Consider the following 23,234-nt stretch of genomic DNA (forward strand, 5'->3'; position numbering starts at 1 on the left):
AGAAAATTCACGAAAGCCACGACCCGAGTATGCGCCGTTCATACGCCAACCGGGCATGCGCTGACGCAACAACATTCGAACGACCTCCGGCAATGCACGAAGGCCTTGTGAGATGGCTACTGAGCAAAACCGAAAGCGGGTCAGGTCAGGCAACCGCACCCGGCGCTTCTTAGTCTTGCTCCAGGAGCTCGGCAAGAAATGCTTGCGTCATGCCTTCGACGTTGCCGTGCTCCAGGTGCTTTTCGAACGCAGCCGGCCCCGCCGGTGCGGATTCGGAGGTGGCATAGTCGACGCGCTCAACCCATTGGGCTGCCCGCGCAGACGCAATGTCGGCGCGCTCCAGCTCGCCCGCATTGACAGGGATAGGTGGCATCAACTGAGATGAAAGCGCTTCAGCGGTGCAGTTGGCAGCTTCGTCGAGTGCGGCATCGACGGCCTCCTGGGCGAGTTCGCCGTCGAAGTCGAGCGCGGCCAGGAAGCGTAGCGTGGTTTCGTTGCTTTGCATCTTCTTTGCCATGTTGTAGGCGACACTATCGACGGTTACGCCGTGCGCGACTTTCTTCATCCGGGAAGGCGTCGGTGAGCTGGCGGCTCCCCGGCGCGCTTCCGGCGATCCGAGCGACTCCAAGGCCGAGGCCAGATGAGCGGTCTGGTTCTGCTCTAATTCGTCATCCGGCTTCGGCGGCGCGTCATCAGGGTCATCGGCAAAGGCGTCGGAGGGCGGCGGCGTGGTCAGCACCTTGGCGCGCGGCGCCTCGAACACGGGCCGCGGGTCGGCCGAGCTCGGCGGCGGCCGGGATGCGGGATCAACCATGCCTGGCGCCAGGGACGGCGCACGGACGAGCCCCGACCGGGCAAGCCCGTCGGTCGGCAAGCCTTCCAGGATCCGGACATCGCGAGCGAACGTGTCGCCTTGCTTTTGCATCGCCCGGCAGATGGCAGCGACCGAGGCGGCGCCGGCGGTGATCAGATCTGTCGAGCTGGCCTTTTTTCTTCCGCCATAGGCGGCGCGCAGGAAGCCGCCGCGTCACCGCGATCGGTTTGCGAGGCACCATGAGGACGGTTTTCGGGCGTCGCCGGCGAGCGCACGGACATGCCGAGTTGTCGGTTGGAAAGGTCCTGATCGCGCCGGCCGCCGGCCTTCTGCTGGTCTGCGGGACCTCGCGCAGCGCCGCGCAGAGCTAAGGGGCCAGAGGCCGATGCGGATCGCCCAGATCGCTCCGTTGGCCGAAAGCGTTCCCCCGAAACTTTACGGCGGCACTGAAAGGGTCGTGGCCTGGCTGGTCGACGAGCTCGTCGAGCTCGGCCATGACGTGACCCTGTTTGCGAGCGGCGATTCCAAGACGCGCGGAGAGCTGCATGCGGTGTGGCCGCGCGCCCTTCGGCCACGTCGCCGACGAGCTCGCCGCCGGGCGGGCCTGGCAGGACATCACCCGCGGCTGCGACCTGCGTTTCCGGGCCGCGATCGCGGCCTGCGTCGAGGCGGCACCGTAGCCGTCCGCAGCAGCCTGAGTTTCAATGACCGGAGAGCCAGAAAGGAGACCCTGATCGACGTCGTCCGCGCGACGGAGGCGCGCGGAGCCAAGGCGCTCATCACGACGGTGCGCGGATCGCCGAAGTTGAAGGATTGCTGCTTGATCGAGGCGCCGCCGGAGGTCGTCGTCCCTCGCGGCTAGGGCCGCCACCCGCGCCAGCGGTTTCCGCCGCGCGCCGTGCAGCTCGGCCAGCTCCGCGGTCAAGAGGTGCAGCTTGACGAGACGAGCCGCCGCCTCGCGGATCGAATCGGGATCAGGAGCCCTCCCGCGTCGACGTCGGCCCAATGGTAGAACGGGGCGCGGCCATAACGCCGCCATCCGTCCGACCATTCCGGAGCGGCCGTGAGCCCGAGTTCATCAGGTCGCCTCACCATGGCGCCGCCAGCGCTCTCCGAGGATACCAAAGCGCCGCCGATATTAGCTTGGGGTCCAGTGTTTGAGTTGCCATTGGCTTCGTTCGGAAGCCATCATCCTGTAGTCGAGCCTGACGAAAAGCGAAGCGACCGCTTCCGCTCCTTCAAGTAACTGGATTGCTGACGGGTTATCGACTGGTGTGAGGTAAGCCTGACCGGAATCAAACCGTTCAACGCGAAGCGGCGTGATCGCGCTAAACGTCGCAATAGCCTCTTTAAGCAGCCCTTCATCCGTACAGTTGATTTCGATGAATACGTCGCGATCGTCGTCCAAGACAAAGAGACTCGCATCATAAACAAAGGAGCTGAGAGTTACTGCACCGCGTTTTGAGAACTTTGCCCCGAACAGCGTATCGCTATAACGACCTGGGAAATCGCCATGAGCACCGAAGCCGAATTTCGCAGCGGCCAGATCCACGGCCGGCTCGATCGACAGCAGGCTCATATATCCCGTCTCCACTGGTGTTTCGTTCACTCCAAGGCTCTCGGTGACAAGGCCAACTGCGACGCCCGACTGGTCGAGTGCTACACCGCCGCTGAACCCGCCCCGCGCCATGGTTGAAGCAATAAAGTGCAAGACCGGGGAATGATGCACGCGCACGACGGCATTGATCTGCCCTAGTGAAACGACCTGGTTAGGAATGGTCGTAAACGGGATTGGAGGATAGCCGACTACCAGGATGTCGGAGAGAATGAAATCGTTCTCCTCGAGCGAGTAATCGGTGTGCTGGCTGACCGCGATCGCGGGAAGCGGCGTATCGTCGAGTTCGACCCGGAAGACTGCAACGTCGAGCCCATCGGGACCGTAATAAGGGCCATCGACGATCTTGAGCAGACGCGGAGGCGCCACCTTGCCATCGACCTCTTCGCTCAGGCGTACTGACTTGGTAGTGGCTATCTCCTTGATGGTCACCTGATCGATGACATGGCGGGCTGTGACAAAGATCCCGCCGCCGATGTGGAAGGCCGAACCAATTCCTTCGTCACCCTTGGCATCGACGACGGCGACGTAGGCGACTGCTCCAGCCGCCCGCACATAGGTTTCATGAAACACGCTTTTCACGGACATTGGAAGCACTGGCTTCTGCACGATGATGGCGGTCGGCACGCTGGAGAGCGAGCGATCTGCTTCATTCCCTTTAGAAGCACGCGCGTCATTTCGGCCAGTTCCACTGATAATACGACTGGAAAATGTCGTCGAGATTCACGGTGGCAGCATTATTCTTGATCGACGCGCTGAATGGATAGTCCACGACCGCTGGATGCGTCTGAAAGGTGCAGGGCTTGTAAGGGTTCTGAACCTTTGGATTGGTACTCAATGCTTTATAGTCTGTATTTATAGTTTTGAGCCAAGCTAGGCAGATCGCTTCTGCACCGGTTCCTCGAATGTAAGCTCGCGCAGCTTCAAACGAATTACCCTGCGTACAGATGTCATCCACGATCAGTACCGATTTGCCAGTTACCAATGGGGACGTTTTGTAACGTCCTCCTTTCTTATCTTTGGTGGGATGTTGCTCAACACAGATAGTATTAAGCTGATTCAAATGATCGACTGATTGCCCGCTGGTGCGCGCGCTTTGAGACTTCTTAGCTGCAGCGTGCCGAAGCAATAGATCTGGTATATACCTTCGCTGCAGTGAATCTGCCAGAATTGTCAACGCACCGCTTACCACCGGCTGTTTAGACTGCGGGCTATGTCCCGGGTAGTGTGTGATGTAGTTGATCTGGTCGACTAGGCCTGAGAAGTAGACCCGTGACGCTAACAGACGTCCCCAGAACGTCGCATCGCCCCCTAGGTGCTTGGCGGTGTCCCGCGCATGCGAAGAATATTGTTGGGCGTGAAGGTAATTCCGCGAAAGCGTCGAGAATGGCGCCACCGCATATGCACGCAGCGGCGGTTTTTCGATGGCCCAAAACCAATCCGAAGTATTCAAGCAAAAACAGTCAATAAATCTCGCGACGTCCAGCGGCGAGTCGAAGAGATAGCCGTAGGGGTTTGCCTGACCATGCCACTGGGCGTTTAGGAACAGCACCTTGCCATTTCGTGCGGTCTTCATGTCGTCGTCAGTGTTGCCGACGTAAATGACCTCGTTGTGCTGCCAACCCTGTTTCTGCAAGACAGTTTCTATCGCAGCAGCTTGCGGCTTGTACGGGATGTCGCCTCGCGCAGCGATATACCACGGAGAAGGTCCCCACCGCTGGTTCATAACCAACTCGACATTTTCTTTGCTGCCGTCCTGCTTGGCAAACACCCAGGGCCGATTCGAAACAAAGACCGGGGTCACTCCGCACTTCTTCAACCAGAGAATGAGCTTTTCTAGTTCGGCAAACAATGTGGGATCGATTTTTCCGCTATGGAAAACCACGTCGCGGAGCGAGAAGATTACACCCTTCAGCTTCTTCATGATCAACGCTGCTCGAACATATCTATTTGAATTGGTGATGACGGCGCGACGCCTGAAATAGCGCTAGTGACGAAATGCCTGAACTCACTTTCCTCGCCGGGAATCTCGAATGTATGCAGTCCTGGCAGATTGGCCGCGTCCGAAGCGGCCCGACTGTTCATACGCAAGGAGGCTACCGGTCGTCGCATGGTTAGTGCGAAGCGAACTGTGTGAGCAGTGCCGCTCTTTAGTGCCCATTCGACCGGGATCAAAACGCTACCAAGCGCAGCCTGAAGGCGATTCCGGCGAACGAAATTTTCGGCCGAGTAGGAGTCGTGAATCAGATACTCTGTGACGATGGCACCGCCGGACCTAACGATGGCTTCGCGCAAATCCTGACTTCCCCTCGGATAGTTCGAAGCCAAACCATTCCCCAGAACGGCTATTGTGGGTACGCCCATGCGCAACGACCACCTGTGGATCACCTGATCGATTCCGGACGCAAGGCCGCTAACGGTGGGGACCCCCCACATGCGAAGATTGGCGCCGACAAACTGAGCTAAAAAGATCCCTTCCTCGGTGGGCTCTCGCGTTCCAACCGCAGCGACGCAGTTCGAATTCAGGACTGAAGGATCTCCCTCAACAAAAATCCACTGCGGTGGATCCGTGAGATCCAGGAGTCGCGCTGGAAATCGATGATCAGTCTTCAGGATCAAACTGGAGTCGCGTCGGATAAGCCCCCGAATAATTTCGGCAGCGCGACTCAATCCATGATCTTTGAGGGCTGGCCATTCGCCCAAGGCTTCGACGCGCGCGCCAAAGCGGCGAAGAACAGCAGTAGCCTCCTCGCCATTCTCAATGCCGAAGACTTCAGAATACGGAATACCTGCACGGCCGATATGATAGAGCGTCCAGTATCCTATGCCCTTGATGCTCGAAAGCGCCAAGAGCGCTTCATGTTCCCGGCCGAATTCAGAATTGGAGCCTCTGTTCAGGTTAGCCATTCAGATTGCAATAACGGAGTGGGCGAGGTGCGCGCGAATTTCATGCCTTGTAGCATATAGGACTGCGAGCTTCGCCAGGTCGATACGAAGGCACCGATCTTTTTTGGACTGGGATCTCCGTCGCGGATCTGCATCGTCCGAGTCCGGCGGATCGAGGAGTTCGGTTTTTCGCACGTCGCGTCAGGTGGCGGAGAAAGGCTCTCATTCTTTCTTGCTGCACATGTCCTGCAGACAAGACGTTGGCACGTTTGAGCGAGCTGAAAGGGGTGCTTGGTGAGAGCCTCCAAGTTTAGAGAGCGCTGCAGCCACTGGGTCCAGATGTTGTAGAAACGTTGTAGAGCACTAGCTGCTTCAATGTGCCGCGACGCGCCATGCCCCTATCCAAGATATTGGAAATATTAGGAAAGATACTTGGAGCGGGCGAAGGGAATCGAACCCTCGTATGCAGCTTGGGAAGCTGCCGTTCTACCATTGAACTACGCCCGCGGATGCGCAAGCCGCGCGCCTCCTGATTAGCCGAGACGGCGCCGCGCGCCAAGCGCTTTGGCAGGGCCGGCCTGACGCTTCTTAACGTTTTGGCAAGATTCCAGGTGCGCCGGATTGTGGCGGTGTTATGATCGCCGGTCTGGGGAGAAACGTGCACTGAGTGGGGCGTGTGCATGGTGGGGCGTGCTTACGCGATATTCGACACGGCCATAGGGCGCTGCGGCATCATCTGGAGCAGCACCGGCGTGGTCGCCGTGCAATTGCCCGAGGCGCGGGAGATCGACACCCGCCGCCGGATTTTTGCGATCCATCCCGAGGCGCGCGAGCAGCGGCCGTCCGAGAACGCCGAGCTTGCGATCGAGGGCATCGTAGCTCTGCTGCAAGGCAGCGACCCCGATTTTTCCGACGTCAGCCTCGACGCCGGCGGCGTGCCCGGCTTCAACCGGCGCGTCTATGAGTTCGCCTGCACCATTCCGCGCGGGGAGACTCGCACCTATCACGAGGTCGCCAAGGCGCTGGGTGCCTCCGGTGCCGCGCATTCGGTGGCGCAGGCGATCGCGAAAAATCCCTACATGCTGATCGTGCCCTGCCATCGGGTGCTGGAGGCCGGCAACTATACCGACCGGCTCTCGCCTTACGGCGGCGTGATCTCCAAGCGGCGGCTTCTGGCGCTCGAGGGCGCTCATCCCGTTGCCAGCAAGACCCTGTTCGAGGTGCTGCTGCCTGTTGTCCCGCCGAGACCGTCCACTTAAGGCGCGATCTGATCGCACATTAGCTTTGTTTTTTGGGCATGATCTCGTCGGAAAACCGCTAACACTTTTCCGGATCATGCCTAGATAGAGCGGCATGGACGCGACCACGCTGCTGACGACACGCTCGATGACCGTCTCCGAGTTTCGCTGCGATGCGGGACCGGACGACACGCCGTTTGCCGAATGCCGCACCGGCCATTCCATCGCCTATGTCCGTTCGGGCAGCTTTGGTTGCCATTGCCGCGCCGGCTTCTTCGAACTGGTGGCAGGCTCGATGCTGGTCGGCGCCCCCGGCGAGGAATACACCTGCACGCATGAGCACGTGTCCGGCGACGTCTGTCTGGGCTTTTTCCTCAGTGAGGACCTGGTCGACGCTCTTGGTGGACGTCGCGAGGTCTGGCAGATCGGCGCGACGCCCCCGCTGCCCGAGCTGATGGTGTTCGGTGAACTCGCCCAGACGGCGGCAGATGGCAACAGCGACATTGGCCTCGACGAAATCGGTCACATCCTGACCGGCCGTTTTGTCGATGTCGCCTCGGGCAAGGCGCGCAAGCAGACACCACCGACCGCGCGCGACCGACGGCGCGCGGTGGAAGCTGCGTTGTGGATCGACGACAATTCGCGATCCGAAGTCGGCCTGGAACAGGCCGCGCGGCAAGTGGGCCTTAGCCCATTCCATTTCCTCCGACTGTTCTCGAGCGTGCTCGGTGTCACCCCGCATCAATATCTGGTGCGCTCGCGCTTGCGACATGCGGCGCGGCTACTCACTGATGAAGACATCGCGGTCACCGACATCGCTTATGACGTCGGCTTTGGCGACCTCTCCAACTTCGTCCGCACCTTCCACCGAGCCGCGGGCGTGTCTCCGACCAAGTTCCGTCAGGCCTCGAAGGGGGAACGCAGCATTTTTGGGGAACGCCTCGTCCTCAACTGAGACAGGCCCGGCATCGCAGGTAACCGTCTGTTGACCAGACAGGCGCGACGCGCTGGCGCCCGCGGCACATCGCGCTGTACTACAACCGAAGGGCGAATCAACGCCCCGTCAATGCGGCGAGCCGGCAGATGGACAGTCCCTCGGGTAACGTGATTGCGGCCACGCTGATCGCGCTTGCCGTGGGGCTCGCCTTCATCGCGGGCTGCGCCCTCTATTACGGCCGCCAGATCAACTCGCGCAAGATTCCGATGCAGTGGGGCCCCGATGGAGAGCCAACCTGGTTTGCACCACGCCTCATCGGGCTCTGGTCCAGCTTTGGAGTCACGGCGATCCTGTCCGCGTTCCTGCTCGTCCTCGCCCTCCATAAACCGCACAAGCTCACGGCATTGATCGTCGCAACGGTTAGTGTGATCGGAGCCAACATGTGGGTCCAGCTGTATCACCTAAAGCGGGTGATCCGGTGGCAGGCGGAGACGCCGGCGACCTAACCGGCCACCGAGCGCAAGATTTTCCAAGAGCGTCCCACCTCCCCTCGACTAGCTTCGGCTCCGGCGCGCGCCAGTTGCGGCGCGCTTTGCAAATGGAGACGAATATGTACGACCACATCGGACTTCGCGTTGCCGACCTCGACGCTGCCACGCGCTTCTACACCGCGGTGCTGGCGCCGCTCGGCCATGTCCTGTGCTCGAGCGGCGACGGCTATGCCGGCTTCGGGCCGAAGGGCGAGCCGGCGCTGTGGCTGCACCTGAACAAGGGACGCAAGGCCGACGGCGCCCACATCGCGTTCCGTGCCAAGGACCATGACGCGGTGAAGGCGTTCCACAGCGAAGGCCTGAAGAACGGCGGTCGCGACAATGGCGGCGCCGGCCCGCGCAAGGACTACAGCCCGACCTATTATGCGGCGTTCTTGATCGACCCTGATGGCAACAATGTCGAGGCGGTTTGCGTGTGAGCTTTAGCCGCTTACGAGACTTCGTAGGGTGGGCAAAGCGAAAGCGTGCCCACCAACTGCTCGCGACAATGCCGACAAACGGTGGGCACGGCGCTATGCGCCTTTGCCCACCCTACCAATACTGTCTCCGCGGAAAGACTCTGGGTTGCTTCGCTACGCTTGCAATGACGGTGTTTGTGGCGATCACCTATTGAATCAAGGACACCTCCATGGCCTCCATCCACAATGACATTCCCCTTCCCGCCTCCGCGCACGATGTCTGGGACGCGGTGCGCGATTTCGGCGCGCTGCATCAGCGGCTGGTGCCGGGCTTCGTCTCCGCCTGCACCCTCGACGGCGACGCGCGCATCGTCACCTTCGCCAATGGCTCGGTGGCACGCGAGGTGCTGGTCGATTGAGACGACGCGCGACAGCGGCTGGTCTACGCCATCAGCAACGAGCGGCTGAAGCACTACAGCGCCTCGGTGCAGGTGATTGCCGATGGTGAGAAACGGTGTCGCCTCGTCTGGATCATCGACATGCTGCCGAACGAGCTTGCGCCTTATGTTCAGGGGCAGACCGGCGAAGCCGTGACCGCCTTGCACAGAGCGTTTCCGTCCGCGGCGGCCTGATCATCCTCCGTGAGTTTTCTCACAGAGCTCCGCCCTCGCCACCCATAACCATGGCGACGTGCGCCCGGTTGCCTCCGCTCTCCCGGCGGAGCCACGCACGCGAGGAGCATGCCATGAGAGGTGCGGACAAGGTGATCTGTCAGGCGGCCGCCGTGCTGCTGTTGTTGTCGATCGCGAGCTCGCCGGCGAAGGCGCAGTTCGCAGGTTTTGGCGGCGGCGGTGCCGGCGGCGAGGACATGATGACCCAGATGGCCCCGATGCTGGAAATGATGAAGGCAAAGATGGGCAAGCGCCGCTTTGCCATGCTGATGCAGACCATGGGCCCGATGATGAGCCGCATGATGGAGAATGGCGGCGGCGGGGTCGGCGGGATGATGGGCGGCGGCTTCGGTGCGCCGAACTACGGCGGTTACATCCCGATGGGTGGAGGCGGCTATATGCCGACCGGGCTCGGCGGCATGGGCGGCGGCGACATCATGGGCGTGCTCGGTGGCGCCGGTGGCGGCGACATGATGGCGATGATCCCGCAATTGATGCGGCTCGCCAACACCGGCGGCGGTGGCGGCCATCGCCGCCATCGGCATCGCTAAAGCATGATCCGGAAAAGTGCGCAGCGGTTTTCCGAAGAGATCATGCTCAAACAACAACCTAAAGCGCGATGACGATTCATCCTAATCTCATCGCGCTCTAGTCGGCAGCACCTGACAGAGCTGGCCTGATCGCAGATTTCGTCTGGCGCGGTCCCCAGCGGGTCAGCACCACACTGGAGCACGACAGCAGGCCGAGCACGACCATCGAGCTCGCGGCCAGCCAGAAGAAGCTCTGCGCGGTGGCGTCGTGGGTCGACAGCCACCAGCCGACGGCTGCGATGTAGATCAGCCGCGCGGTCTGCGCCAGCACCGGCCCGATCACCTTGGCGGCGCCTTGCGAGGAGAAATACATCGTCGTTGCAAGGCCGAAGAAGGCGTAGAACGGTCCGACCGTCGACAGATATTGATGGCTCGCTGCGCGCACGGCGACGCTGTCGGTGAAGATATTGACCCAGAGATCGGGGAACATCGCAACGAAGCATGCCGGCGCGCCGACCGCCACGAAAGCGGCAGCACTGGCGATCCAGGCGATGCGCCGGGCGCGCGCGATGCGACCCGCGCCGATCGCCATCCCTACCATTGGCACACAGGCAATGCCGAACGAGAACGCGATCGAGGTCAGCAAAAATTCCAACCGCGCGCCGATGCCGTAGCCGGCGAGGATCGCAGTGCCGAACTTCGCCAGCATGTGGGTGAAGATCGAGATCGTCAGCACCGATTGCAGCGGCGAGAAGCAGGCGATGGCGCCGACCTTCAGGATGTCGAAAAACATCGCCCATTGGATGCGCAAGCCGCGCAGCCTCGGCGCGATGCGGGCCCGGCCGGAAAACAGGTACCAACCCATGATACAGATATTCATGGAGTAAGCGATCAGCGCGCCGGCCGCGACGCCGCGCATGCCGAGCTGCGGCACCGGTCCGAGCCCGAGGCCCAGGGTACCGCCGAGCACGACCTGCCAGGCCGCCGAATTGAGGATCAACAGCGACGGCAGCTTCATGTTGCCGGTGCCGCGCAGGACGCCGGCCATGGTGTTGAGCAGCCAGGGCAGCACCGCGCCGCCAAAAAACACCTGCGTGTAGGCGATTGCGTGGGTCAGCACATTGCCGCGGCCGCCCAGCAATTCCAGCAGGCGCGGCCCGAAGATCAGCATGCCCAGCATGAAGACGAGACCGAAGCTGATGCCGATCAGCATCGCGTGTACGGCGAGCGTTCCGGCGCGCTCGCGATCTCCGGCGCCGAGAGCGCGCGCGATGGCGGAGGCCACCGCGCCGCCCATGGCGCCGCCCGACATCGTCATGGTTAGGATCACGGTCGGAAACACCAGCGCCATCGCGGCCAGCGCCTCGACACCGAGCCGGCCGACATAAGAGGTCTCGGCGATCACCACGCACATGCCGGCCGATAACCCGATCACGTTCGGCCAGGCGAGCCCGAGCAGCGTGCGCAGGATCGGGCCGTCGGTCAGCGCGCTTCTGACCGGCCGCGGAGGCGGCGGCAGCGGGCGCTCCTGTGCATCGACCGGGATTTCGGCGATGTCGGACATGTCCTCTCCCGGGCACAAGCGCCAATTGCGGCGCGGCAATGAACAGGTGTGCGAATAAATCAATTCGCGCGCAGGGCGCGGCAGGGGCTTGTTAGCACGCTGCGCGCCGATTCCTCCTGCGTCAGGTGCAGGAGTGCCCTGCGGCAGCGGCTTTCCTTCTCCCTCTCCCCGTTCTTACGGGGAGAGGGCTGGGGGTGAGGGGCTGCTGCGGCAAAGGCAGTGACAGTTGGACTCGTGGAGACCCCCCTCACCCGGGATTTGCTTTCGCAAATTCCGGCCTCTCCCCGCAGGCGGGAGAGGCGAAGTGGTGGCGGCCCGCTCGCCTATTCAATCGTCCACACCAGCGCCGCGCGACCGCCCTTCGCGGTGCGCATGTGCACGCCGATGTGCCGCCCGCAGCCCGTGGCCAGCCCTTGGAACAACCCCTCCAGCACGTTGGTGCAGGCGGGGTGATAGTCGGTGACATCATCCATCAGCTTCCAGCTCTGCTGGCTTGTTTCGAACGCGCCTTGTGATTGCACCGTTTCGGACACATCGTCCTGCGCGGCCAACAGCGCGTTCAGGAACGATGCGAATTCGCGCGCACCGCCGCGGCTCATCGCCAACGCCGCCGCGACCTCGTCGAAATACTGCATGCCGATCAGCTTGCCGGTGAGGTGCAGCAGATAGCCGGCATCTTCCGGACCGAACAGCTGCACCATCACCGGCGCGGCAGTGCGGACATATTCCATCGCGTAGTTGCGATAGGCTTTTTCCAGCCGCGGTTTCGGCCAGCTCGCAACCGGCAAAGCCGGCGCGGTCTTCGCATCGAACGTAGGGGCCTCCAGATGCCGCGCGAACACCAGGCGCTGGTCGAGCTCAAGTGGGTGGTCGTATTGATGGTAATAGCCTTCGAGACCGTCCTGGCCATCGACGCTCTGCTTGGTGCAGACGAAGCCTAAGCGGAGATCGCCGAGCGCGACGCCGTTGTTGGCGTGCCAGCCGCGCAGCATCGCGCGGCTGACCTCGCCGGGCACGCCGCAGATCGCGGTGCCCTTCCAGATCCAGCGCGGCGGCGGATAGCGGATCCAGGCTTTGCGGTCGCTCTCATACATGTATTCGACATGCACGCCGCCGATCCAGTTGGAGAGATAGTGATATTGCGCAGCAGCCACCGCCGGCGGCAGATGACGCAGGCCGAGCTTTTCCAGGCCCGGCAGGAAGCGCTCCTGCTGCTGGCGGCGGAACACGCGGAAGACGAATTCTGCGGCATCCGCCGTGCCGCGCCGCGTGACAACAGTGAGGACCAGGCCCGTGAAGTAGGCGTGATAGAGATCCGCGACCGCGCGCCAGCGTTTCCATTGGGCTTCCTGCGCCGTGACTGATGCGGCGGTCATGTTCGCTCCCGATCGTTGTTTCGATCGAGTGTGTCACTGCGCCCGGTGTCAGGCAACATGACGCGCATGCAGGCCGCCCTGCACGGCGGCCCGTCAATTCCGCATCACGAATTTTGCGCGGCCTTGGCAGCGCGCTCGCGCTCGACGCGTTCCGTCACGTCGCGCGCCATCGCCACCGATCCCTGCACCGCTCCAGCGGCATCGCGCACCAGCGCGAAGGTCATCTCGATGTAGAGCTTGCGTCCGCTCTTGTGCAACGCGCGTGTCAGCGTCGGACGCCCTGCAAGCTTCATCGTGCCGCTGGAAAGCGCAGCCTCGAAACCCTTCCAGTGCGCGGCGCGCAGATGCTCGGGAATGATCAGATCGAGATTCTGCCCCAGCGCTTCCCCGGCGGAGAAGCCGAACAGGGCGGTCGATGCCCGATTCCAACGCGTGATCGTGCCGGAGCGATCCGAATAGATCAGCGCGTCCGCGACGCCTTCGATGATATGTGCGTCAAGCTCGGATTGATCGGTCATGCCAACACCTTGTAGCCCGGATGGAGCGCAGCGTAATCCGGGATTGGTGCCACAAGCGAGAGAACTCCCGGATTACGCTTGCGCTCCATCCGGGCTACAGGATCGGGCTACACCCGAAAATGCTTCGATAGTTTGAGGCCCTGCGCCTGGTAGTTGGAGCCGATGCGCTGGCCGTACATGGCGTCGGGGCGCGCCAGCATCTTCTCGTAGACGAGGCGGCCGACGATCTGGCCGTGTTCGAGAATGAACGGCACTTCGCGCGAGCGCACCTCCAGCACGGCGCGCGCGCCTTGCCCGCCGGCACCGGCATAGCCGAAACCGGGATCGAAAAATCCGGCATAGTGCACGCGGAATTCGCCGACCAAGGGATCGAACGGCACCATCTCGGCGGCGTAGTCGGGCGGGACCTGCACAGCTTCCTTGGAGGCGAGGATGTAGAACTCTCCGGGATCGAGGATCAGGCTGCCGTCGGGACGGGCCGAGATCGGCTCCCAAAAATCTTCCACTGCATAGCCGGAGCGGCGATCGACGTCGACGACGCCGGTGTGGCGCTTGGCGCGGTAACCGACGAAGCCGTTCGCTTTCTCACCCGACAGGTCGACGGAGACGGCGACGCCACCGGAGAGATCGGCATCGTCGATGTCGACCAGGCGCTCGGTGGCATGCAGCGCATCGAGCTCGTCGGCATTGAGGATGGCGTCGCCGGTGCGGAAGCGCACCTGCGACAGGCGTGAGCCCTCGCGCACCAGCACCGGAAACGTCTTCGGGCTGATCTCGGCATAGAGCGGGCCGTGATAGCCGGCGCCGATCATGTCGAAGCGGCGGGTACCGTCGGCGATCACGCGGGTGAAGACGTCGAGCCGGCCGGTCGAGCTCTTGGGGTTCGCGGCCGCGACGATCTCCGGCGGCAGCGCGAGGCTTTCCAGCAGCGGCACGATGTAGACGCAATTGGTCTCCAGCACCGCGCCGTCAGCCAGGCTGAACTCGTGCAGCTTCAATTCGTCGATGCGCTCGGCGACGGTGGCGCCGGGACCGGGCAGGAAGCTGGCGCGGACGCGATAGGCGATGTCGCCGAGGCGCAAATCGAGGCTCGCCGGCTGGATCTGGCTTTCGACGAAGTCGTAGGCGGGCAGGATGAGCCCCGCCTCCGCCATCGCCGCGATCATGCGGTCGGGCAGGATACCATTGGCGTCGGCAGCGACCGTGAACGTCAACCGGGGATCCTCAGCAAGGGGCAACTCATCCCGATATACGGGAAATACTAGCCTTTTACGGCTATCCGATGGACGCCTTGACGGAAAGGGCATTGCGGAATATGAGCATCACTTATCCCGTGGTGATTTGAGCCGGCCGGCTTGCAGCCACGTTAAATAAGTCGCTAAACAGGCCGGGGACCTCTGTGATCCCGGCCCGTGGAGATATCCAGGCCGGTTTTTTTGTGACCGTTCTCGCTCGACGGTCATGTCGGAGGGTCCTATGTCGAAGTCGCCTGCCACCTACCGTCCCGAAACCCGCCTGGTCCATTCCGGGACCCTGCGCTCGCAATATGGCGAGACGTCGGAGGCGCTGTTCCTGACGCAAGGGTACGTCTACAACAGCGCCGAGGAGTGCGAGGCGCGGTTCAAGGGCGAGGATCCCGGCTTCATCTATTCGCGCTACTCCAATCCGACCATCGCGATGTTCGAGCGCCGCATGATCGAGCTCGAAGGCGCCGAGGCGGCCCGCTCGGCGGCAACCGGCATGGCCGCGGTGACGACCGCGATCCTGGCGCCGCTGAAGGCGGGCGACCATGTGGTGGCTTCGCGGGCGCTGTTCGGCTCGTGCCTCTATGTGGTGCAGGATTTGCTGCCGCGGTACGGCATCGAGACCACGCTGGTCGACGGGCTCGATCTCGACCAGTGGCAGCGGGCGCTCAAGCCCAACACCAAGACGTTCTTCCTGGAGAGTCCGACCAACCCGACGTTGGATGTGCTCGATATCCCCGGCATTGCCGAGATCGCGCACAAGGGCGGCGCGCGGCTCGTGGTCGACAACGTGTTCGCAACGCCGATCTGGCAGAGCCCGCTCGCGCTCGGGGCCGACGTCGTGGTCTATTCGGCGACTAAGCACATCGACGGCCAGGGCCGGTGTCTGGGCGGCATCATCCTGTCCTCGGAAGCCTTCATCGCCGAGCACATCCACAATTTCATGCGCCAGACCGGCCCGTCGATCTCGCCGTTCAACGCCTGGGTCCTGCTCAAGGGCCTTGAGACATTGGGCGTTCGCGTGCGCGCGCAGACCGACACCGCCGCGCGCATTGCCGAGATGCTGGCCAGCCATCCGAAGATCTCGCGGCTGGTCTATCCCGGCCGCGCCGATCATCCGCAGGCGGCGCTGGTGAAGAAGCAGATGCGCGGCGGCTCGACGCTGGTCGGCTTCGAGGTCAAGGGCGGCAAGCAGGCCGCGTTCCGTGTGCTCAATGCATTGAAGCTGGCGAAGATCTCCAACAATCTCGGCGATGCCAAGAGTCTCGTCACGCATCCGGCGACCACGACGCATCAGCGTTTGAAGCCGGAGGACCGCGCCGCGCTCGGCATCAGCGAGGGCTTCATCCGCTTCTCCGCCGGGCTCGAGCATGCGGACGATCTGATCGAGGATCTCACCGCGGCGCTGGAGAAGGCGTGAGCGAGCCAAAGGCTCGGACTCGTAGGGTGGGCAAAGCGAAGCGTGCCCACCATTCACGATCACACTGCCGATAGATGGTGGGCACGGCGCGCGAAGAGCGCGCCTTTTGCCCACCCTACGGCATTTATACCTACATCGGCCGATACGCGCGCACGTCGGCCGGCACGTTCACACCCAGCTTGATCTGGCCGACGGAGTGGATGATGTCGTCGCCGAGGAGCTGGGCGAAGCAGGCATAGCCCCAATCGTTCATGTGCAGACCGTCGGCGATGACGAAGCCCTCGACCGGGATCGCCTGCTTCTCGTGCCACTCGCGCATCACCTCGAAGCGCGGGAAGATGCCGACGTGACGGAGCTCGGCGACCTTGCCGAGCAGCTTCACCATCTTGCCGGCGCTCTCGGCGCGCTGGTTGACCGCCGGCGAATATTGCGGATCGACCAGCACGATGTCGGCGCCGCCCGCAGCCTGGATGCGGGAGATGCCGTCCTCGACCATCTTTGCGGTCTCGCCGGGATCGAGGTTGCGCAGCACGGCGTTGGTGCCGACCTGCCAGATCACCATATCCGGATGCACGTCGATCACCTGCGTCTGAAGGCGCTTCATCATCTCGGGCGCATCCTCGCCACCAACGCCGGCATTGACGACGGTGATGTCGGCAGTCGGATAATGCCGGCGCAGCTGTGCGGCGAGGCGGTTCGGATAATTGAACTCCGGCGAACTCGCACCGAATCCTGCGGTCGAAGACGAGCCGAACGCGACGATGACGACGGGCTGGCCGGCGACGAGCTTGCTTGCGACATGCGGCAGCGTGCCCATCGCCTTCGAGCCGCCCTTCGGCGGCAGGCAGGGCACGCGGCTGAAGATGTCGCCGGCGGACTTTGCGACCTCCTTCACCTTGTCGATGGCGCGCGCGGTGATGCCGCGCTGGTCGGGGGACGTCGCGGCGACAGTGGTTTGGGAGGACGGGGCGGAAGCGGGATCAGCCGGCTGCGCGGGCGCGGGCGTCGCCTGTGCGGCTTGCGTCTGCGCGCGCAGCTGCGAAGCGGGTGCCAGCACCAGCAGCATTGCTGCTGCGGGCGCAGCCAGCCATGACGTCAGACAAAAAGGGCGGAGAGAACTCATTAACGCTAGACCTCAATTTTGCTGCTGGGCCGGCTCTAGATGGGCAGCGTCGATCACGAATTGTGCCAACGCCCGGCCAAGGCAATCATGAACCTGTTTCGCGAGCTCAGGCCCGCGGGACGGGTTGAACAGGTCGAACTGGCCCTGATCATTCCACTGTCGCATGATCGCGAAACGGTCGAACAGCGGGATGTCGTGCTCCTGCGCCACCACGCGCATGTTATCGAGAAAAGGCTGCGCCGCGATCATGGTTTCGGTACGCGGGCTGTACTGCAAATTCATCAAGACGACGTCAGCCCGTGTCTTTTGCAACGCAGTAACCCCTTCGGTTACTGCGCTGCGAAATTCGTCGGGATCGATGGATCGGATAGCATCCACGGTCCCGGTCTGCCAGATGACCAAAGTAGGCGTTTTTGCTTCCATCAGCTTAGCGAAGGTGGCGGCGGTCTCCTGTGCCGTCCTCTTGCTCTGTATTTCTACGGAGACGTGCACCGCTTCCGAGGGCGGCAGCTTGTCCTTGAGGCTCACCTCCATGCGCGCCGGATATGAGCTGCTCTCCGAGGAAGGAATCGTGGTCGAGCGGCTGCCGATGACCAGAATCTCGAGCGGCTTGCCGGCCTTGACGGCGTCGGCGACCTTGGGAAGCCGGCTTTCGCTGGTGAGCAGATAGGGCGGCAATTCGCAGGCCGCGGGCGCGGCCGGAGCAGCAGACGCAGCATCGCCCGCGCGCGCCATGGGCGCGGCGAGACCACCGCATAGCAGGATCAGGCTCAGGAGAACCTTCGCCTTCATCAGCCCCCTCCCGCCAGATCGGCGTTGCCGACGGCGTTTTTGGTTTTCGCACCGCTCTTGTCAGCCACGCTCTTGTACCACGAAATGACCCAGGCCACCCCCCACATGATCAGGATTCCGGAGAGACTAATCAACGCATGCATGGCTGCGCCGCCGGAGACCTCGGCCAGGATGAAATGGCCGGCGAAGGCCAGGAAGACGCCGAGACAGAAGATCTCGAGGGAATGCTGCCCACATAGGATCAGCGGCCGCAGCCAGCGCGATTTCAAGCCCGGCCAGGTCCGCGGCAGGAAGCGCACGGTGAGCGCGGCCAGCGCCAGGAAATGGGTGAAGCGCAGCACGTCGAGATCGGTCTTGTCGATCGGATACATCCACTGTTCGATGCGCTTCGGCATGAGGTGACCGAGCTGCGGCACGTACCAGGTCAGCGTCACGTAGAACGCCGCGACCAGATAAGCGATCGCAATCCACATCGTCACCGGTGAGGCCAGAATGCGCGACATGCGTCGCGCACCTCCGAGCGCGCACCATGCACCGAAGACGAAAAGCAATTGCCAGGCCAGCGGATTGAACGCCCAGAAGCCATTTGGATAGGCCGAGAAGTAGAGGTCGTATTCCCAGGTCACCGCGTAGAGCACGACCGAGAGGCCGAGCGTGACGTCGGGCTTCCACTTCATCGACCACAGGATCAACGGCAGCGCCAGCATCAGCACGATGTAGAGCGGCAGCACGTCCATGTTGACGGGCCGGAAGCGCAGCAGCAACGCCTGCACGATGGTGACGTCGGGCTGCTTGAGGAAATCCATGATGCCCATCTCTTCGGTGTAGAGCGGGTTTTCGAAGCTGGTCGCCACATAGGAAATCTCGGCGAGGAAGATCGTGAACAAGAAGACGTGGGCGACGTAGATCTGCCAGACGCGGCGCAGGATGCGCGCGGTGGCGATGACGACGCCGTTCTCCAGCATCGCCCGGCCGTAGACGAAGGCGGCGGTGTAGCCGGAGATGAAGATGAAGATCTCGGTGGCGTCGCTGAAGCCGTAATTGCGGATGGTGAACCAGGTCAGCAGGCTGGTTGGCAGATGGTCGATGAAGATCAGCCACAGCGCCAGCCCTCGGAACAGATCGAGCCGGAGCTCGCGCTCGCCGATGGCCGGCAGCGTGATGGCCGGCGCGGCGGCCCGCGGCGTGATGCCCGCGGGTTTGGCATCCGCGGTTCCCGCGATCGTCGATCCCGTCACTTGGTCGGCAATGGTCATCGGGGGCCAAAAACCCTTCCGCAAATCGCGACGTGCAATGGAGTTTACCGGTCCGGCCGTCGTCTCGCAAAGCGGCCAGATCACATAAGGGTGTCTTCCCTTGGGGGAGTCCTTCCCCGCGAATTCTGGCGGGACGATGTCGCCAAAGCCGCCTCCAGGGTTTGGTTCCCCGGGCGGATTTCGGTATGATGGCATCATGTACCGCGCCGTGACCCGCCAGATCGAAGTGACCGTCGAGCCGAACTTTGTTCCGGAGCAGTCGTCGGCCGACCGCTCCCGCTATTTCTGGTCCTACACCATCGTCATCACCAATTCCGGCGACGAGACCGTGCAGCTGAAGACGCGGCACTGGATCATCACCGATGCCTCCGGCCGCCAGCAGGAGGTGAAGGGCGAGGGCGTCGTCGGCGAGCAGCCGATCCTGGCTCCCGGCGAGCGCTTCGAATATACCTCCGGCGTGCCGCTCACGACCGCCTCCGGCTTCATGACCGGCCGCTACCAGATGGTCAGCGAAAGCGGCGAGCGCTTCGAGATCGACGTGCCGACGTTTTCGCTGGACAGCCCGGACTACAAGCGGGTGTTGAATTAGGGGCGGTGCGGCGACGCCCACCGCTGTCATGCCCCGCCACCGGGTCTCGCTTTCGGCGAGCCCGATGACAGGCTCCGGCAAGTACGCCGCGGCCTCTCGGTTCAATCAGCGCCGTCTCAGAGTACTGGATCGCCCGGTCAGGTGTTCAGGCCGGGCGATGACAGCGAGAATGAGGCGCGAGCGTGCCCCAAACTCGTCATTGCGAGGAGCCCTTGCGACGAAGCAATCTAGACTGACACCGCGGATGCATTTCTGGATTGCTTCGCTGCGCTCGCAATGACGGGGAAATGGAGGCCTACGCGTTCTCCACGCCCGCCTCGTGCGGCGTGAACTGGTAGACCGACGAGCAGAACTCGCAGGTCACCACGACCTTGTCGTCCTTGACCATCGCGGCGCGATCGTCGGACGAGAAGCTCTTCAGCATGGACGCCACCGCATCGCGCGAGCAGGAGCATTGTGCCTTCAGGACCTGTGGATTGAACACGCGCACGCCGCGCTCGTGAAATAGGCGGAACAGCAGCCGCTCACCGGACAGCTCGGGATCGATCAGCTCGACGTCCTCGACGGTCTCGATCAGCGAGCGCGCCTCGACCCAGGCGTCGTCTTCCGCGACGCTGTGCACCTCGGTGCCTTCGGGCGCGTTGCCGGGATGCAAATCGGCCTGCCGCGCGCGCTCCGGCGCCTTCGGCAAAAACTGCATCAGCATGCCACCAGCACGCCAGCGATGCTTGCCGCCGTCGCTACTGCGCCATTCCTCGCCGACCGCGAGGCGCACGCGCGTCGGGATCTGCTCGGAGCGCACGAAATATTCGTGAGCGGCCGCTTCGAGGCCGCCGCCGTCGAGCGCGACCAGGCCCTGGTAACGGCTCATGTCGGGGCCCTGGTCGATGGTCATGGCGAGATGGCCGCGGCCGAGCAGCGTCCCTGAATCCCTGGCGTCACCGAGGCGCGCAGCATCGAAGCGCGCATAGGCGCGCAGGCGATCCGGCGCCATGTAGTCGACGACCAGGAACGATACCGGACCGTCGGTCTGGGCTTGAAGGATGAAACGGCCCTCGAATTTCAGCGCCGAGCCGAGCAACGTCGTCAGCACGATGGCCTCGCCGAGCAGCTTGCCGACGGGGGCGGGATAATCGTGCTTGGTGAGGATGTCGTCGAGCGCCGGGCCGAGCCGCACCAGGCGGCCGCGCACGTCGAGCGCATCGACCTCGTAGGGCAGCACGGCGTCATCGATCGGAACTGCTGATGGCGCGCGAACCGGGCCTTCTAGCCCGGTTTTCATGTCAGGGGATTCGAAAACCATGGCGCTCTATCTGGGGTCGGAGGTGACGGATTGGAAGGGGTGCGAGGCGGCGTGTTCCGGATGCAGTTATGATTGCACACGATCCTGCAAATTCGGTGTCGTCCTGGCGAAAGCCAGGACGACGATCCAGATCCGCGCGTTACTTCACCGCGTCAAAGCACCAAGCCAGAATGCCCTTCTGCGCGTGCAGGCGGTTTTCGGCCTCGTCGAACACGACCGATTGCGGGCCGTCGATCACGTCATCGGTGACCTCCTCGCCGCGATGGGCGGGCAGGCAGTGCATGAACAGCGCATCGGACTTGGCCAGCGACATCAGCTTGGCATTAACCTGGTAGGGCTTGAGCACGTTGTGGCGGTGCTCGCCTTCCTTGTCGCCCATCGACACCCAGGTGTCTGTGACGACGCAATCGGCACCGCGCACGGCGGCCTCCGGATCGGTGCCGAGCACGATCGGCGCATTGGTCGTCTTGATCCAGTCGCGCATCGCCTTTTTCGGCGCGAGCTCCGGGGGCGTTGCGACGTTGAGCTGGAATTTGAAGCGCTCGGCGGCGTGGGCCCAGGACGCCAGCACGTTGTTGTCGTCACCGGTCCAGGCCACCGTCTTGCCCTCGATCGGACCGCGATGCTCCTCGTAGGTCATGAGATCGGCCATCACCTGGCAAGGGTGCGAACGGCGCGTCAGGCCGTTGATGACGGGCACGGTCGCATAGGCCGCAAGCTCAAGCAGCGCCTCGTGATTGAGGATGCGGATCATGATGGCGTCGACATAGCGCGACAGCACACGCGCGGTGTCGGCGATGGTCTCGCCGCGGCCGAGCTGCATTTCGGCACCGGTGAGCATGATGGGCTCGCCGCCGAGCTGGCGCATGGCGACGTCGAACGACACCCGCGTCCGCGTCGAGGGGCGCTCGAAGATCATCGCCAGCGTCTTGCCTTCGAGCGGCCTGACCGGCTGATGCGCCTTCTGCTTCGCCTTCATGGCGGAGGATGCGGCGAGCATGCGCTTGAGCTCCGACAGCGGGAGCTCGTTGATGTCGAGGAAGTGCTTTGGCGACTTGCTCATCAGCTTGCCGCCCGCTTGGTCTGACTGGACGAGATCGCCGTGCAGGCGCGCTCGAGCCGCCCGATGCTGTCCTCGATCTCGGCTTCGGTGACGATCAGAGGCGGCAGGAAGCGCACGACATTATCGCCGGCGCCGACGGTGAGCAGTTTTTCGTGGCGCAAGGCGGCAACGAGATCACCCGAAGGCACGACCGCCTTGATGCCGATCAGGAGACCCTCGCCACGCACTTCGCTGACGACATCAGGATGGCGATCGATCACGGAGGCGAGCTTCTGCTTGAGCAGCAGCGACATCTTCTGCACGTGGTCGAAGAAGCCGGGCTTGAGCATGACGTCGAGCACGGCGTTCGCAGCGGAGATCGCGAGCGGATTGCCGCCGAAGGTCGAACCGTGCGAGCCGGGTGTCATGCCGGAGGCCGCTTCCGCGGTCGCAAGGCAAGCACCGATCGGGAAGCCGCCACCGAGCGCCTTCGCCAGCGACATCACGTCGGGCGTGACGCCGAAACGGCGATGCGCGAACAGATCGCCGGTGCGGCCCATGCCGGTCTGCACCTCGTCGAACGCGAGCAACAGGCCCTTCTCGTCGCAGAGCTGACGCAGCGCCTTGAGGAAGGCGGGTGTCGACGAACGCACACCGCCCTCGCCCTGGATCGGCTCGATCAGGATGCCGGCGGTCTGCGGACCGATCGCCTTCTTCACGGCCTCGATATCGCCATGCGGGACCTGGTCGAAGCCGTCCATCGGCGGGCCGAAACCTTCGAGATACTTTGCCGAACCCGTCGCGGCCAACGTCGCCAGCGTACGGCCATGGAAGGCGCCTTCGAAGGTGATCATGCGATAGCGATCAGGATGGCCTTTGGCGGCGTGATAGCGCCGCACGACCTTGATCACGCATTCCAGCGCTTCAGCGCCGGAATTACAGAAGAACACGAAGTCCGCGAAGCTTTCGCTGCACAGGCGCGCCGCCAGTTTCTCACCGTCCGGGCTTTGGAACAGGTTCGACATGTGCCAGAGCTTGGTCGCCTGCTCCTGCAATGCCTTGACCAGCGCGGGATGGGCATGGCCGAGCGCGTTCACCGCAACGCCCGACGTGAAATCGAGATAGCGATCGCCATTGGTCGCGATCAGCCAGCAGCCTTCGCCGCGCTCGAAACCAAGGTCGACCCTGGCGAAAACGGGAAGCAGATGCGGCGCGGCGCTGTTGGTCATGACCATCACTTGGATGTTGCATTTGAATGTTGAGACCTGCCTGGCGTGCCTTGCGCAGCGCACCATTGACCGGTCCGGAAAACGAAACGTGCCGCCTTTTAAGGGCGGCACGCGGCACTATCTTATGCCTGGCAAGAC

The 23,234-nt window shown here is 63.0% G+C and carries 21 protein-coding genes, 1 tRNA gene, 2 pseudogenes and 1 riboswitch; of the genes and pseudogenes, 9 read left to right on the forward strand and 15 right to left on the reverse strand.

Going from position 1 to position 23,234, the window contains the following annotated elements; genetic code table 11:
- Window positions 1–169: 169 nt before the first annotated feature.
- Window positions 170–763, reverse strand: a complete 594-nt coding sequence (locus LRP30_RS41960) for a hypothetical protein (RefSeq protein WP_249758643.1) — start codon at window positions 761–763, stop codon at window positions 170–172.
- A 436-nt stretch (window positions 764–1,199) separates the two neighbouring features.
- Between LRP30_RS41960 and LRP30_RS41965 the strand changes: the two are divergent.
- A pseudogene (locus tag LRP30_RS41965) lies at window positions 1,200–1,385 on the forward strand (glycosyltransferase family 4 protein); the annotation flags it as partial.
- A 567-nt stretch (window positions 1,386–1,952) separates the two neighbouring features.
- Here the strand turns inward: LRP30_RS41965 and LRP30_RS41970 are convergent.
- The 4 genes from LRP30_RS41970 to LRP30_RS41985 all read right to left on the reverse strand — a co-directional run bounded on the left by LRP30_RS41970 (window position 1,953) and on the right by LRP30_RS41985 (window position 5,822).
- Window positions 1,953–3,056, reverse strand: a complete 1,104-nt coding sequence (locus LRP30_RS41970; RefSeq protein ID WP_249758644.1) for a serine protease — start codon at window positions 3,054–3,056, stop codon at window positions 1,953–1,955.
- Window positions 3,057–3,102: 46 nt separating this feature from the next.
- A complete protein-coding gene (locus LRP30_RS41975; protein WP_249758645.1) occupies window positions 3,103–4,353 on the reverse strand; it encodes a phosphoribosyltransferase family protein in 1,251 nt (416 codons plus the stop codon).
- 2 nt (window positions 4,354–4,355) lie between these two features.
- A complete protein-coding gene (locus tag LRP30_RS41980) occupies window positions 4,356–5,336 on the reverse strand; it encodes a DNA-processing protein DprA (protein ID WP_249758646.1) in 981 nt (326 codons plus the stop codon).
- Between the two features lie 412 nt (window positions 5,337–5,748).
- Window positions 5,749–5,822 (reverse strand) — tRNA-Gly (locus tag LRP30_RS41985).
- A gap of 173 nt (window positions 5,823–5,995) precedes the next feature.
- On the opposite strand from LRP30_RS41985, the gene LRP30_RS41990 reads away from it, so the two are divergent.
- The 6 genes and pseudogenes from LRP30_RS41990 to LRP30_RS42015 all read left to right on the forward strand — a co-directional run bounded on the left by LRP30_RS41990 (window position 5,996) and on the right by LRP30_RS42015 (window position 9,661).
- The gene (locus LRP30_RS41990) at window positions 5,996–6,574 is read left to right on the forward strand and encodes a methylated-DNA--[protein]-cysteine S-methyltransferase (protein WP_249758647.1); all 579 of its coding nucleotides are present in this window, start codon (window positions 5,996–5,998) and stop codon (window positions 6,572–6,574) included.
- Window positions 6,575–6,668: 94 nt separating this feature from the next.
- Window positions 6,669–7,508, forward strand: a complete 840-nt coding sequence (locus LRP30_RS41995; RefSeq protein WP_249758648.1) for an AraC family transcriptional regulator — start codon at window positions 6,669–6,671, stop codon at window positions 7,506–7,508.
- 128 nt (window positions 7,509–7,636) lie between these two features.
- Window positions 7,637–7,996 carry a hypothetical protein gene (locus LRP30_RS42000; RefSeq protein WP_128936874.1) on the forward strand — a complete coding sequence of 120 codons (360 nt, stop codon included), beginning with the start codon at window positions 7,637–7,639 and terminating at the stop codon, window positions 7,994–7,996.
- Window positions 7,997–8,100: 104 nt separating this feature from the next.
- Window positions 8,101–8,460 (forward strand): VOC family protein, encoded by a 360-nt coding sequence (locus tag LRP30_RS42005; RefSeq protein ID WP_164935100.1) that lies wholly within the window; start codon window positions 8,101–8,103, stop codon window positions 8,458–8,460.
- 209 nt (window positions 8,461–8,669) lie between these two features.
- Window positions 8,670–9,071: pseudogene (locus LRP30_RS42010) on the forward strand (SRPBCC family protein).
- A 113-nt stretch (window positions 9,072–9,184) separates the two neighbouring features.
- Entirely contained in the window at window positions 9,185–9,661 is a 477-nt protein-coding gene (locus tag LRP30_RS42015; protein ID WP_249758649.1) for a hypothetical protein, read from the forward strand.
- Window positions 9,662–9,758: 97 nt separating this feature from the next.
- Here the strand turns inward: LRP30_RS42015 and LRP30_RS42020 are convergent, their stop codons facing one another.
- The 4 genes from LRP30_RS42020 to LRP30_RS42035 form a co-directional block, all read right to left on the reverse strand.
- Window positions 9,759–11,204 carry an MATE family efflux transporter gene (locus tag LRP30_RS42020; RefSeq protein ID WP_128955826.1) on the reverse strand — a complete coding sequence of 482 codons (1,446 nt, stop codon included), beginning with the start codon at window positions 11,202–11,204 and terminating at the stop codon, window positions 9,759–9,761.
- Window positions 11,205–11,527: 323 nt separating this feature from the next.
- Window positions 11,528–12,580, reverse strand: a complete 1,053-nt coding sequence (locus tag LRP30_RS42025) for a hypothetical protein (RefSeq protein WP_249758650.1) — start codon at window positions 12,578–12,580, stop codon at window positions 11,528–11,530.
- A gap of 104 nt (window positions 12,581–12,684) precedes the next feature.
- Complete coding sequence (locus LRP30_RS42030; RefSeq protein WP_128940201.1) at window positions 12,685–13,098, reverse strand: PAS domain S-box protein; 414 nt, start codon at window positions 13,096–13,098, stop codon at window positions 12,685–12,687.
- Window positions 13,099–13,205: 107 nt separating this feature from the next.
- On the reverse strand, window positions 13,206–14,312 hold the full coding sequence (locus LRP30_RS42035; RefSeq protein WP_128936881.1) for a 2'-deoxycytidine 5'-triphosphate deaminase: 1,107 nt from the start codon (window positions 14,310–14,312) through the stop codon (window positions 13,206–13,208).
- A gap of 109 nt (window positions 14,313–14,421) precedes the next feature.
- Window positions 14,422–14,501: riboswitch (SAM riboswitch) on the forward strand.
- A 73-nt stretch (window positions 14,502–14,574) separates the two neighbouring features.
- Here LRP30_RS42035 and LRP30_RS42040 point away from each other — a divergent pair.
- Window positions 14,575–15,762: an O-succinylhomoserine sulfhydrylase gene (locus tag LRP30_RS42040; RefSeq protein ID WP_249758651.1), complete on the forward strand. Its 1,188-nt coding sequence runs from the start codon at window positions 14,575–14,577 to the stop codon at window positions 15,760–15,762.
- Between the two features lie 130 nt (window positions 15,763–15,892).
- On the opposite strand, the gene LRP30_RS42045 is transcribed toward LRP30_RS42040, so the two are convergent.
- From LRP30_RS42045 to LRP30_RS42055, 3 genes are read right to left on the reverse strand one after another with little or no spacing between them, the layout of a single operon-like run.
- Window positions 15,893–16,885 (reverse strand): SGNH/GDSL hydrolase family protein, encoded by a 993-nt coding sequence (locus LRP30_RS42045; protein WP_249758652.1) that lies wholly within the window; start codon window positions 16,883–16,885, stop codon window positions 15,893–15,895.
- 12 nt (window positions 16,886–16,897) lie between these two features.
- Window positions 16,898–17,677, reverse strand: coding sequence for an SGNH/GDSL hydrolase family protein (locus LRP30_RS42050; protein WP_249758653.1), 780 nt, complete (start codon window positions 17,675–17,677; stop codon window positions 16,898–16,900).
- Window positions 17,677–18,933, reverse strand: coding sequence for an OpgC domain-containing protein (locus tag LRP30_RS42055; RefSeq protein WP_128940205.1), 1,257 nt, complete (start codon window positions 18,931–18,933; stop codon window positions 17,677–17,679). Before LRP30_RS42055 ends, LRP30_RS42050 begins: the two co-directional genes overlap by 1 nt.
- Window positions 18,934–19,129: 196 nt before the next feature.
- On the opposite strand from LRP30_RS42055, the gene apaG reads away from it, so the two are divergent.
- The gene (apaG, locus tag LRP30_RS42060) at window positions 19,130–19,522 is read left to right on the forward strand and encodes a Co2+/Mg2+ efflux protein ApaG (RefSeq protein WP_128936886.1); all 393 of its coding nucleotides are present in this window, start codon (window positions 19,130–19,132) and stop codon (window positions 19,520–19,522) included.
- A gap of 295 nt (window positions 19,523–19,817) precedes the next feature.
- On the opposite strand, the gene LRP30_RS42065 is transcribed toward apaG, so the two are convergent.
- The 3 genes from LRP30_RS42065 to LRP30_RS42075 form a co-directional block, all read right to left on the reverse strand.
- Window positions 19,818–20,825 carry an Hsp33 family molecular chaperone gene (locus LRP30_RS42065; RefSeq protein WP_249758654.1) on the reverse strand — a complete coding sequence of 336 codons (1,008 nt, stop codon included), beginning with the start codon at window positions 20,823–20,825 and terminating at the stop codon, window positions 19,818–19,820.
- A gap of 139 nt (window positions 20,826–20,964) precedes the next feature.
- Window positions 20,965–21,888, reverse strand: coding sequence for an ornithine carbamoyltransferase (gene argF / locus LRP30_RS42070; RefSeq protein ID WP_091884961.1), 924 nt, complete (start codon window positions 21,886–21,888; stop codon window positions 20,965–20,967).
- A complete protein-coding gene (locus LRP30_RS42075) occupies window positions 21,888–23,096 on the reverse strand; it encodes an aspartate aminotransferase family protein (protein ID WP_249758655.1) in 1,209 nt (402 codons plus the stop codon). The genes argF and LRP30_RS42075 overlap by 1 nt, the downstream gene beginning before the upstream one ends.
- Window positions 23,097–23,234 lie beyond the last annotated feature (138 nt).

The organism is Bradyrhizobium sp. C-145 (assembly GCF_023375135.1).
GTDB lineage: Bacteria > Pseudomonadota > Alphaproteobacteria > Rhizobiales > Xanthobacteraceae > Bradyrhizobium > Bradyrhizobium zhanjiangense.